The organism is Mucilaginibacter lappiensis (assembly GCF_050433765.1).
Classification (GTDB): Bacteria; Bacteroidota; Bacteroidia; order Sphingobacteriales; family Sphingobacteriaceae; genus Mucilaginibacter; species Mucilaginibacter lappiensis_A.
Map to the genome: position 1 here is coordinate 187,401 of NZ_JBNPWP010000002.1, position 13,243 is coordinate 200,643.

The following is a 13,243-nucleotide window of genomic DNA, read 5'->3' on the forward strand; positions in this document are numbered from 1 at the left end:
AGGTGAAAGGTTTAGGACACAACGTCGAAGCCTTTTGCCTTTCACCTTTTACCTTTCACCTCAACTTTAAAAAACAAGGAGACTATGTCTTACAAAAAGGATAATAAAATCAAAAGTAATTTCACCACAATTACAATCAGCCTGGCCTCTCCTGAGTCCATCCTTGAGCGTTCAAGCGGTGAGGTTTTAAAACCAGAAACCATCAACTACAGGACCTATAAACCTGAGCGCGATGGTTTATTCTGCGAGCGTATTTTTGGTCCGGTTAAAGATTATGAGTGCCATTGCGGTAAATACAAGCGTATCCGTTATAAAGGTATTGTTTGCGACCGTTGCGGTGTTGAAGTAACCGAAAAGAAAGTACGTCGTGAGCGTATGGGCCACATTAACCTTGTAGTTCCTGTTGCGCATATCTGGTATTTCCGTTCGTTACCAAATAAAATTGGATACTTATTAGGTTTACCTACAAAAAGGTTAGACCTGATCATATACTACGAACGTTATGTTGTTATACAACCGGGTATTAAAGAAGCGGATGGTATCCAGAAAATGGATTTCCTTACTGAAGAAGAATACCTTGACGTATTAGATACCCTGCCTAAAGAAAACCAGTACCTTGATGATAAGGATCCACAAAAATTTGTGGCCAAAATGGGTGCTGAGGCTTTAGAGGAACTATTAAAACGCCTTAATCTTGACGAGTTATCATATAACTTACGTCACCAGGCAGCAAACGAAACTTCACAACAACGTAAAAACGAAGCTTTAAAACGTTTACAGGTTGTTGAGGCTTTCCGTGATGCAAAAACCAGGATTGAAAATAACCCTGAGTGGATGATCGTTAAGATCGTTCCGGTTATCCCGCCTGAGCTGCGTCCGTTAGTGCCTTTGGAAGGTGGTCGTTTCGCTACTTCAGATTTAAATGACCTTTACCGTCGTGTAATTATCCGTAACAACCGTTTAAAACGTTTGATCGAGATCAAAGCACCGGAAGTTATTTTACGTAACGAAAAACGTATGTTACAGGAAGCTGTAGATTCGTTATTTGACAACTCGCGTAAAGTAAACGCTGTTAAAACCGAAGGTAACCGTGCATTGAAATCACTTTCAGATATCCTGAAAGGTAAACAAGGCCGTTTCCGTCAAAACTTATTAGGTAAACGTGTGGATTACTCTGCCCGTTCGGTAATTGTTGTAGGTCCTAACCTTAAATTACACGAGTGCGGTTTACCAAAAGATATGGCTGCCGAGCTGTTTAAACCATTTATCATCCGCAAAATGATTGAGCGTGGTGTGGTTAAAACAGTAAAATCTGCCAAAAAAATTGTTGACCGTAAAGACCCATTAGTTTGGGACATTCTGGAAAACGTATTAAAGGGACACCCTGTATTACTAAACCGTGCACCTACGCTGCACAGGTTGGGTATCCAGTCGTTCCAGCCAAAATTGGTTGAAGGTAAAGCTATCCAGTTGCACCCGTTAACCTGTACCGCCTTCAACGCGGATTTTGACGGTGACCAGATGGCTGTTCACGTACCACTTGGTAACGCGGCAATTTTGGAAGCCCAAATATTAATGCTTGCATCGCACAACATCCTTAACCCTGCAAACGGAACACCTATTACAGTTCCATCTCAGGACATGGTACTTGGTTTGTACTACATAACCAAAGGCCGTAAAACAGATGAAGGACGTGTTGTAAAAGGCCAGGGTTTAACTTTTTACTCTGCAGAAGAAGTAATTATTGCTTATAACGAGCGGAAGATTGACCTGCATGCCTTTATAAAAGTTAAAGCTTTTACTAAAGACAAAGATGGTAGCATTGTAAGCAAAATCATTGATACCACTGTTGGTCGTGTATTGTTTAACCAGCACGTTCCGGTTGAAGTAGGTTATATTAACGAATTGCTAACCAAGAAGTCACTGCGTGATATTATTGGTGAGGTAGTGAAAATTACCGGTATGGCACGTGCGGCCCAGTTCCTTGATGATATTAAGGAATTAGGTTTCAAAATGGCATTCCAGGGTGGTTTATCATTTAACCTGAAGGATATTAATATCCCTGCTGAAAAAGTTGCACTTATCGAACAAGCTTCTAAACAAGTTGAAGAGGTAATGGGTAACTACAACATGGGTTTCATTACCAATAACGAGCGTTACAACCAGATCATCGATATCTGGACCCGTATCAACAACCGCTTAACCGCGAATGTGATGGAGATCCTGTCGACAGATAATCAAGGCTTTAACTCAGTGTACATGATGCTTGATTCAGGTGCACGTGGTTCTAAAGAGCAGATCCGTCAGCTTGCAGGTATGCGTGGTTTGATGGCTAAGCCTCAAAAATCAGGTTCAGGTGGCGAGATCATTGAAAACCCGATCCTTTCAAACTTTAAAGAAGGTTTGTCAGTATTGGAATACTTTATCTCCACCCACGGTGCCCGTAAAGGTTTGGCGGATACGGCGTTGAAAACAGCTGATGCTGGTTACTTAACCCGTAGGTTGCATGACGTTGCCCAGGATATGATTGTTGGTGAGGTTGATTGCGGTACTTTAAGAGGTATCTACACAACAGCGCTAAAGGATAACGAGGACATTGTTGAGCCATTATATGACCGTATTTTAGGTCGTACTACTTTACATGATGTACATGACCCTATTACCAACGAATTGTTGGCTCAGGCAGGTCAGGACATTACAGAAGAGGTTGCCAAGAAAATAGAAAACTCTCCGCTTGAAGGTGTTGAAATACGTTCGGTATTAACATGCGAAAGCAAGCGTGGTGTGTGTGCATTATGTTATGGCCGTAACCTTGCCAGCGGTAAACGCGTTCAAAAAGGCGAGGCTGTAGGTGTAATTGCTGCACAGTCTATCGGTGAGCCGGGTACACAGTTAACATTACGTACATTCCACGTGGGTGGTACCGCCTCAAACATTGCTGCTGAATCACAGATCAATGCAAGGTTTGATGGTATCATTGAATTTGAGAACGTTCGTACGGTTGAATACACTACCGAAGAGGGTAAAGTAGATGTGGTATTAGGCCGTTCAGGTGAGTTCCGCATTACCGAAGAAGGAAGTAATAAAGTTATTGTTACCAACAACATTCCATACGGTTCATACCTGTATGTAAAAGATGGTACCAAAATAACCAAAGGCGACCGTATTTGTTCATGGGATCCATACAATGCCGTTATCATATCTGAATTTGCAGGTTTAACCCAGTTTGAAGCCGTATTAGAAGGTATCACTTTCCGTGAAGAATCTGACGAGCAAACTGGTCACCGCGAAAAAGTAATTATTGATACCAGGGATAAAACTAAAAACCCTGTTATTCAAATTACCGATACAAAAGGTAATGTAATTAAAGGATACAACATCCCGGTAGGGGCACACATTGCCGTTGAAGAAGGCGAAAAACTACAAACCGGACAGGTTATTGCTAAAATTCCTCGTTCAACTGGTAAAACCCGGGATATCACGGGTGGTTTGCCACGTGTAACGGAGTTGTTTGAAGCACGTAACCCATCAAACCCGGCTGTAGTAACCGAAATTGATGGTGTGGTAACCTTAGGCGGCGTTAAACGTGGTAACCGCGAAATGACTATCGAATCAAAAGATGGTCAGATCAAGAAATACCTTGTTCCATTGTCAAAACACATCCTTGTACAGGATAACGACTTTGTGAAGGCTGGTATGCCATTGTCTGATGGTTCTATATCCCCTGCTGATATCCTGGCTATTAAAGGCCCGGCTGCAGTACAGGAATACCTGGTAAATGGTATACAAGAAGTTTACCGTTTACAAGGTGTGAAGATCAATGATAAACACTTTGAGGTGATAGTTCACCAGATGATGCAGAAAGTAGCTATTGAAGATGCAGGTGATACCCGTTTCCTTGAGCGCGAAGCTGTTGACAGCTGGGATTTCATGACCGAGAATGATGAGATATTTGATAAAAAGGTTGTTGTTGAGCCAGGTGATTCAACTTCGTTAAAAGCCGGTCAAATTGTATCATTAAGAAGGTTGCGTGATGAAAACTCTATCCTGAAACGTAAAGATCTGCAATTGGTTGAAGTACGTGATGCTATTGCGGCAACTTCAAGCCCGATACTGCAAGGTATCACCAGAGCATCATTAGGTACCAAATCGTTTATCTCGGCTGCATCATTCCAGGAAACGACCAAAGTACTGAATGAAGCTGCAATTGCAGGTAAGAAAGACTTAATGCTTGGCTTGAAAGAAAACGTTATTGTTGGTCACCTGATTCCTTCAGGTACAGGTTTACGCGAATACGAAAATATCCGTGTAGGCTCACAAGAGGAATTTGACCGCTTAATGGCTTCAAAAGCTGAAGAAGTAGAAGCGTAATTTTAGCTATAAATATTTAGCAAAGCCCCCCGGTTTACCGGGGGGCTTTTTGGTTTTATGATAAAAAGTAAAAAAATCAAAACAAAATAAGATAAGCGGGGTTTAAGAGTTTCGCTGTTTGCAGTAAAGCATTTATACGGTGAGGATGATAATAAAAGGTAAAGGCCGAACAATATTTATTATTATTGAAAAGTCTTTCGGCAAATGAATGGCTTTATTATTTTAGTACGATGGAAGAACAAAACGAAAATCAACTGAATATTGAGCTTTCCGAAGAGATTGCGGAAGGCATTTATTCGAATTTGGCAATAATTACCCATTCAAGTTCAGAATTTGTACTTGATTTTATTAGGGTTATGCCTGGTGTACCAAAAGCAAAGGTAAAATCACGGATTATTTTAACGCCAGAACATGCCAAGCGTTTGCTATCGGCATTGGAAGATAATTTGGAAAAATTTGAGACAATAAACGGCCGTATTAAAATTCAACAGGATCCTTCAGGGTTTCCAATGAACTTTGGCGGTACAATGGGACAGGCCTAATTTTTTACAATTTTTATTAAATTTTTATTAAATAATGCAATTATTTACATAATTGTTTAAATAGTGTAAATAAAAATTGTAAACTTGCAACTGATTTAAATCCTGTAGTGTATTTTTGTTATACATAATAATTAATTAGTTTTAAAACATTTCATGAAGAAAATCTCTTTTTCCAAGCTTAGTACCTATTTTTTAGCTATAGTTCTCATATCAACTTTGTTTTCATGTGGTAGTGTAAAAAATGTTAAGTATCTGGGGGATATACCTGATTCGGCCAAGATGGTTGAGAGAGTAACAGCCCAGTATGTTGAGCCGGTTATATCAGCCGATGATATACTTTCTATAACCATTCAAACAATAGATCCAACTAACACCTCCACCGCTAATCAGGGCGAGGCAATGCCCGTAGTTGGCAGCGGTTCTCAGGGAGGTACTGCACTTATAACAGGTTATTTGGTTGATAAAAATGGCGAGGTTTCTTTTCCATTGATCGGAAAAGTAAAATTATCAGGATACACTACCTTCCAGGCCCGTGATGTGGTACAAAAAAGAGCTTCAGTTTTTTATAAAGATCCATCAGTTCAGGTTCGTTTTGCCAATTTTAAAGTTACTGTTCTTGGTGAAGTTAATAAGCCCAACACCTATACATTACCTAACGAAAGGGTAAGTATTTTTGATGTGCTTGGCTTAGCCGGCGACCTTACAATTTATGGTAAACGGGATAATATAATGCTGATCAGGCAGGTTGACGGGAATAAGAATATTGCCAGGCTTAACCTAACATCTTCTAACATATTTAAAAGTGATTACTATTATTTAAAACAGAACGATGTGATCTATGTAGAGCCTGATAAATCAAAGTCGGCAGCTTTAAATGCTCCTACAAGAACATATATTGCTTTAATCTTAACAGCAATTTCTTCACTTGCTGTTGCCCTTTCCAGATTATAGCAATTTGAATAAATCCATATAACATGTTTAATGCTTGAAATTATTGCGAAATAATAAAGGGATAAAAAGCATGTTTATAATAACTGAAAATCATTTTAATAGATTTTAGTTCTTATCTAACGTTAATTAAATAGGAATGACCCATATACAAAAATTTATTAAAGTAGTTACGATATAAACAACTTAGAAGTTACTTAATAAAGCATCCGATACTTATGTATAATAACAACGATAGCAGATATTCGCCAAATCAATTGAATGACGCTGAAGAAGAGAGCTTTGATTTAAAGGTTTTTATTGGTAAGATAATACAAAGTTGGTGGGTATTTGTAATAAGCATATTTGTTTGCCTTTTATTGGCGGTTGTTTATCTTAAATTTGCTACCCCAATGTACAACATCAGTGCTATGATGTTGGTTGATAATGATAAGCCATCAAGCCCGGCCGGAGCTGCAAGCGCCCTGGGCGATTTGAGTGGATTGTTGAATGCTCCGGATAATGTTGATAATCAAGTTTCTATATTAACTACTAATTATTTAGTACGAACTGTAGTGCAGGACATGAATTTGAATATCACTTATTATGTAGCAAACGGGCTTAAACAGGTGCAGCTTTATAAGGCTCCTTTTAAAGCGGAGTTGGTTCATCCGGTAGATTCTATTTCTGAAACTATTTTTGATATAGTTCCTGTAAACAACAATACAGTTAGTGTTGCTTATACTGAGAAATTGAGTGGGAAAGATGTTCAAAAGCAAATTACATACGGTAAGGCTTTTATGGTTGAAGGTGTTGGGGTAATTAAACTGGAGCGCAACCCTGAGCTGCCAATGAATGGTAAATATTCACTGGATATATCATCTATTGATAAACAGGTGGCTGTTTTTCTTGCAAATTTTTTAGCTACACCCGGGGTTAAACCAGCAACAACAATTGATCTTAACTTACAATATCCAATCCCTCAGATGGGCGAGGATATACTTACCCGGTTTCTTCAAGAGTATGAACGTCAAAATATCGAGGACAAAAATAAAATTGCTGACAGCACAATTACGTTTATTGATAACCGCTTAATTATAGTAACCCAGGATCTGGATAAAATTGAAGGAAATATTCAACGTTTTAAACAGGATAGTAAGTTGGCTGATATTCCGAAACAGGCTGAGTTATTGGTGACCAATACCGGTGCTTATACGGAACAACTGGCAACAATTGAAAACCAGTTGAGCATTCTTGATGCACTTGAAGATTATCTGAAAGACGGATCAAAAGACAATAGGGTTGTTCCATCATCTATACTACCGCAGGATCCTGTATTTACCGCGTTGATTCAACGTTATAATACTTTGTTGATTGAGCGGGAAAGGCAGCTTTTGACGGCCACAGAAGATAACCCTTTCGTGAAAAGTATAAATCAACAACTTGTTGGAATAAGACAAGACATGTTGGCAAATCTTTTAAATGTCAGAAAATCACTACAAATAAGTAAAGCCAGCTTAAAGGGGAATACAGGGAGACTGCAGGAACAGATTCAAAAAGTTCCGGCGCAGGAAAGAGTTTATTTAGACCTGTCAAGACAGCAACAGATAAAACAACAATTGTATTTGTTCCTGTTGCAAAAACGTGAGGAAACCGCAATATCAAAAACTTCTAATATTTCAAATACAAGGATAATTCAGCCTGCAAAATCAGACTATGTACCTTATTTCCCTAAAAGAATTTATGTATTAGGGTTAGCATTCGTTATTTCCATTTTAATTCCTATGGTCAGGATTTATATAATGGATGTTTTAAATGATAAGATACAAAGGAAGGAAGATATAAATAAGCATACACAAGTTCCGGTTATTGGCGAAATAAGCCACAACCAGGACGGATTGAATATTGTTGTTACCAAAGATTCGAGGAGTGGGGTATCTGAACAGTTTAGGGCGTTAAGAACAAATCTGAGCTTTTTACTTCCTGGCGAGGCAAAGAATCATGTTATCCTGGTAACATCCAGCATGTCTGGCGAGGGTAAGTCATTTACATCTATCAATCTTGCTGTGGCACTGGCCTTATCGGGCAAAAAGGTTTTGGTAATGGAAATGGACTTACGTAAACCTACACTTTCGTCAAAAATGGGTTTACCAAATAGTACAGGTATTACCAATTACATAATTTCGAATGTGGTTAAGCCAGATGATATTATTACTCCATCATACCTCAGCGAAAACCTGTTTGTAATAAGTTCAGGTCCAATTCCTCCTAACCCAATTGAAACCATTCTGAATGTAAGGATGACCAATTTGATGAAAGAACTTAAGGAAAGATTTGATTACATCATTATGGATGCTCCGCCTATTGGTATGGTTTCTGATGCACAGGTTTTAAGTGACTTTGCCGATCTTACCATTTATGTGGTACGTCATAAATTTACCTTTATTAAACAATTGAATATTCCTGAAGATATTTACAGGAATAAGCGAATGAATAAGTTAGGTATTGTAATAAACGATATCGCTATAAGTAATGGTTACGGATACGGTTATGGCTACGGATATGGTTATGGCTATGGATACGGTTACCATGCAGAGGATGAGAAAGGTAAAGGCTCGTTGAAGAAAAGGTTTCAACGTGTCTTTAAAAAAGCATAATAAATAGACAAACAATAGAGATAAAGGCGAAAGGTTAAAAAGTATTTTAGTTAATGCTTTTTAACCTTTCGCCTTTTTGTTTATCATCAAATAAAAGCTATCCCAACCTTGAAGCTTTACGGTGAGTGGTACAGAAAGAGTAAAAGGAACTTTAAAGCGGATGGAAAGCTTTACGTTTATGAGGACTTTTTCTTTTACCTATCCTGTCGCCAAGAAAAACTTACAGAACAAAGGGCCTAACCTTATCCAGGGCAAACTCTAATTGCTCAGTGGGAGTGAGGTTTGTATTATCTAATATAATGGCATCATCGGCTCTTACAAGAGGGCTTTCCTCGCGGGTGGTGTCCTGGTAATCGCGATGGGCCAGGTTCTCAAATACATCCTCTAAAGTGATCTCGGGGTTTTTGCCGGTAATTTCCTTAAAACGTCTTTCGGCCCGTACTTTTGGATCGGCGGTCATGAATATTTTAACGGTAGCATGGGGGAATACCGTAGTGCCAATATCGCGCCCATCCATCACAATGTTTTTGGAATGGCCCATGCGCTGCTGCTGTTTCACCATCTCCCTGCGCACCTCATGTATGGCAGCCACTTCGCTTACTTTTTCTGATACGGGCATCAGGCGGATCTCTTCAGATACTTCCTCATCGTTCAGGGTAATGTGGGTCTGGTAATCGCGGGAGTGAAAGTTAAGGTGGATGTTTTTTAAAGCCTGGGTAATTTGCTCATGGTTATGCACATCAATGTTGTTGCGTAAAAAATACAGCGCAACAGCCCGGTACATGGCACCGCTATCCACATAAATAAAATGAAGTTTTTTAGCTAAGGCTTTGGCCAGCGTGCTTTTACCGCACGATGAATAACCATCAATGGCTACTACAATATTGTTACTCATAAAAATGCTACCTAAAACTTAAATAATAAGCGCTGACTGCGATTTACCCGAGATTTTAAATTGAATCTGTTAAATGTAAAAATGGCATATTCCTGTACAGTTAGTTTTACTTTGGAATATGCCATCAACTTTTTTACCTTAAATTTTCTGCAATTCAACCATCCGGCTAAATCGGGGCGATCTTTCCAACATTTCATCAAAAGTGCCGCTTGCTGTAACCTTACCGCGGTCAAGCATATAAATATTGTCAACATTTCTGATGGTTGACAATCTGTGAGCAATAATAACCATGGTGTAAGTACCATGTAGCTTTTCTATATTTTGCTGTATAAACAATTCAGTTTCAGAATCAAGAGCCGAGGTAGCCTCATCTAAAATCAAAATATCAGTAGCCTTGAACAACTCCCTTGCAATGGATATCCTTTGTTTTTGTCCGCCGGATATTAACATGCCATTGTCGCCTAAACTTGTTTTCTCTTTTTCTGGCAGGCTATCTAAGAAATTGGTTAATGAAGCCATTTCAATAACATTCCAGAAACGTTTCATATTTTCCTCAGTAGGCTCAGCCCAAAAGGTGATGTTGTTATAGATGTCATCTCTAAAAATAACTGCTTCCTGCGATATATAACCTATGCGGTTTCTGTAACTATCAAGATTGTAATTTGATATAGGTACGCCATCTATGAGCAAATTACCTGAAGCGGGCTTAAGTAAGGCTGTAATAACATTTGCAAGTGTGGTTTTACCTGAGCCGCTTTCGCCTACAAGGGCAATAGTTTTGTTTTTCTCAATAACAATGTTGAGGTTCTGTAAAACCTTATTATCTCCAAAATTAAAGCTCAGGTCCTGCGTAACAATACCCTCTTTAAAACCATGAAGCTCAACATCACTTTGTACTTCCTTATTTTGATGCATCTCATTGGTTAAATGGAACACAAGGTCAATAGCGCCAACATTTTGCATAAAGCTTTGCCACGAAGCCTGGAACATCATTAAGAAGGATAAACCTCTGTAAAATAAAAGTAAGCTGAGAATGATGGAACCAAGGCCGCCGCCCATCCATTTAATTTGAACTATGATAACAATAATTACAATTACCATTACCAAGGGTTCCCTTATACTGGTAGTTACGGCTTGCAGATAACCAATTTTTTTGTTCAGGCTTTCAGTTTCGTCAATTAAAAGTTTTATTTTTTTAGAAAAACCTCTGAAGTTGTTGGTAGCTTTTAAATACTTAAAGTAGTGTATAGCCTCAATCAAATAGGAGTTAAAAACATTTCCTTTGTTAGATATACTGATTGAGGCCTTTTTTACCATTTGAAATATCTTACGGAATAGCAGATTGGAAAGCGCCGATCCGACAACAACAAGAAATGCGAATTGCCAGTTGGCTAAAAAAGCCATTGCCACGTAGGTAATTAACATAGCAACACCACTTATTGATAGTAAATATTGTGTTATGGCGGTGAGCAATTTCGAAACCTCCGTAGTAACTATATTATGTACTTTTCCGGCATCTAATTTTAAAAAGCTTTCATAACTTAACTGCTGTAAGCCATTGGTAAGCTCATAACGAGCCTTTTTCATAAAAACCTGCTTCAGATTAGTTTGAGAAACTAATTGACCAAACTTAACGGCTCCCTTTATAGCAAATAACACTGCTAAAGCTACTAATACGGTATAAATGTTTAATGGTATTGACAAATAGTTAAACGAGTCAGTAAAAAAATGAAGTTTCCCCATTGATTTATTGTTCTCTAAATGGCCCGTACTATCCATTGACTGTATTAACGGAATGAACATGGCCAAACTAAAACCATCCAAGAAACTTACTGCAACACTTAAAAAAATGTCAAATAGTAATTTTAAGCCCAGTACCCGGTAGTAAAAGAAAAAATACCCTCCAAAATTATGTTTAAAATCAGTTTTCATTTAAAATCAGTTTTTTATAAGAATAGATTTAGAAGCACTATATAAAGAATTGAATAAAAGCATTGCCGGTCCTATGACAAAATAGGTTGACGTACATATATGGCAATTATCTGTGGCAGACATATTTAATAAATCCCTTAAAGGTAGTCTTTTTTTTAAAATTTCAATCAATTTGCTATATTGTTTAATATTTAACAAATATATGCCCTAAAAAAAACAAATATAGCATTTATTGGATTAACTATTTGTTAATTGATGCGTTTAATGAATAAATAATTAAAAAAGTAAAGTCAGGATTACCCATTCATTGTGTGCTATATTTATGATACTGTTCGCTTTTTTAAGAATTATTTATGCAGGCAGGCAGTTAAACTTTTAAACAATTTTATTATTCTTTGTTTGATTAAGAGGCTGGTAATATTGATGGCATTTGCATCCCTTACATTTTAAAAATCCAGGCTTAACAGTATCTTAAAGATAATACAACCCATTTTGTTTTAATTAAGTAGCTCTACGCTAAAACTATTAAATTATATCAATGTTTTATTAAATTGTTTAAAATATTGCAAAATTTATAATTTAATAGCGCGTTTAAGTTTTATTTGATTATGTTTGTACTCGTTGACCCTTTGATGAGACTATTGATTAAAGTACTTAATGGTTCAAAATAATAGATTAAACTTCTACCGGAGTTTTTTTGAATGGTAAAGAAGATGCTATTCAAAATGTTGAAAAATGGGTGAATTATGCTTTAATGTTTAATATAAAGATATAAACTTATTAGTTGATGGTAAACTGCCACATATGAACAGCAAATTTTACAGAACATTAAGCTACCAAAGCACTAAAATATCTTAATAATTAAAATTGATTTACTACCTATGAAATGCATTATGTTTATTGGATACAAAATGTATTTAAATTAAGATATGAGAAATAGAATGCTATTAGAAGGATGAAAGACCTTTATTAACAACAAAAAATGCACTAAACTTATAAGATAATTTAAAAAACAAAAGTTAAAAATATGTTTAATTTCAAGTATCAAAAACCCAGGGTTATCTCAGAAATAGGCTGTAATCACATGGGGCAAATGGAAATTGCCAAAGAGCTTATAAAACTTTCAAAAGAATGCGACGCTGATTACGCTAAGTTTCAAAAACGTAATAACAAGGAATTGCTTACCGAAGAGCAGTACAACGCTCCACATCCTAACCCATACAATTCATATGGTGATACTTATGGTGCACACCGTGAATTTTTAGAGTTTGATCAGGATCAGCACGCTGAATTAAAAAAATACGCAGAATCTATTGGTATAGGTTATGCAACCTCTGTTTGGGATAATATATCAGCCCAAGAGATCATTGAACTTGATCCTGAATTTATTAAAGTGCCATCAGCATGTAATAACAATTACGAAATGCTGGGTATGTTAAGAGATGATTATAAGGGAGAGATCCACTTGTCAACCGGTATGACTACTAAGGATGAAGTTGAACAGGTAATTAATTTTTTTGAAGAAAACGGACAAAGTAAAGACAGGTTGGTTATTTATAGCTGTACTTCAGGCTATCCTGTACCATTTAAGGATATTTGCCTGCTTGAAATTAAAAGCCTTTATGACAAATACGATTCAAGAGTTAAAGCTATCGGTTTTTCTGGTCACCACTTAGGTATATCAACAGATATTGCTGCTTACACTTTAGGAGCATACTGGATAGAAAGACACTTTACTAAAGATCGTACCTGGAAAGGTACAGACCATGCTGCATCACTTGAGCCATCTGGTATGCAAAAAATGGTAAGGGACCTGCACCATGCCTACGAGTCTTTAAACTATAAAGACACTGAAATATTAGCAATAGAACAAGTTCAGAGAGATAAATTAAAATACAGAAAAAAAGAAAGTATATAAT

The 13,243-nt window shown here is 37.3% G+C and carries 7 protein-coding genes; 5 read left to right on the forward strand and 2 right to left on the reverse strand.

Going from position 1 to position 13,243, the window contains the following annotated elements:
- Window positions 1–84: 84 nt before the first annotated feature.
- The 4 genes from rpoC to M2273_RS06285 all read left to right on the forward strand — a co-directional run bounded on the left by rpoC (window position 85) and on the right by M2273_RS06285 (window position 8,497).
- Entirely contained in the window at window positions 85–4,371 is a 4,287-nt protein-coding gene (gene rpoC / locus M2273_RS06270) for a DNA-directed RNA polymerase subunit beta' (protein WP_429394358.1), read from the forward strand.
- A 230-nt stretch (window positions 4,372–4,601) separates the two neighbouring features.
- The gene (locus tag M2273_RS06275) at window positions 4,602–4,913 is read left to right on the forward strand and encodes a DUF3467 domain-containing protein (RefSeq protein WP_429394361.1); all 312 of its coding nucleotides are present in this window, start codon (window positions 4,602–4,604) and stop codon (window positions 4,911–4,913) included.
- A gap of 153 nt (window positions 4,914–5,066) precedes the next feature.
- The gene (locus M2273_RS06280) at window positions 5,067–5,864 is read left to right on the forward strand and encodes a polysaccharide biosynthesis/export family protein (RefSeq protein WP_429394363.1); all 798 of its coding nucleotides are present in this window, start codon (window positions 5,067–5,069) and stop codon (window positions 5,862–5,864) included.
- Between the two features lie 215 nt (window positions 5,865–6,079).
- A complete protein-coding gene (locus tag M2273_RS06285) occupies window positions 6,080–8,497 on the forward strand; it encodes a GumC family protein (RefSeq protein ID WP_429394366.1) in 2,418 nt (805 codons plus the stop codon).
- Window positions 8,498–8,717: 220 nt separating this feature from the next.
- Here M2273_RS06285 and cmk read toward each other — a convergent pair whose 3' ends face one another.
- Window positions 8,718–9,392 carry a (d)CMP kinase gene (cmk, locus tag M2273_RS06290; protein WP_429394368.1) on the reverse strand — a complete coding sequence of 225 codons (675 nt, stop codon included), beginning with the start codon at window positions 9,390–9,392 and terminating at the stop codon, window positions 8,718–8,720.
- A 138-nt stretch (window positions 9,393–9,530) separates the two neighbouring features.
- Window positions 9,531–11,324, reverse strand: a complete 1,794-nt coding sequence (locus M2273_RS06295; protein WP_429394371.1) for an ABC transporter ATP-binding protein — start codon at window positions 11,322–11,324, stop codon at window positions 9,531–9,533.
- Between the two features lie 1,027 nt (window positions 11,325–12,351).
- Between M2273_RS06295 and M2273_RS06300 the strand changes: the two genes are divergently transcribed.
- Window positions 12,352–13,242 carry an N-acetylneuraminate synthase family protein gene (locus M2273_RS06300; protein ID WP_429394373.1) on the forward strand — a complete coding sequence of 297 codons (891 nt, stop codon included), beginning with the start codon at window positions 12,352–12,354 and terminating at the stop codon, window positions 13,240–13,242.
- The last annotated feature ends 1 nt before the right edge of the window (window position 13,243 follow it).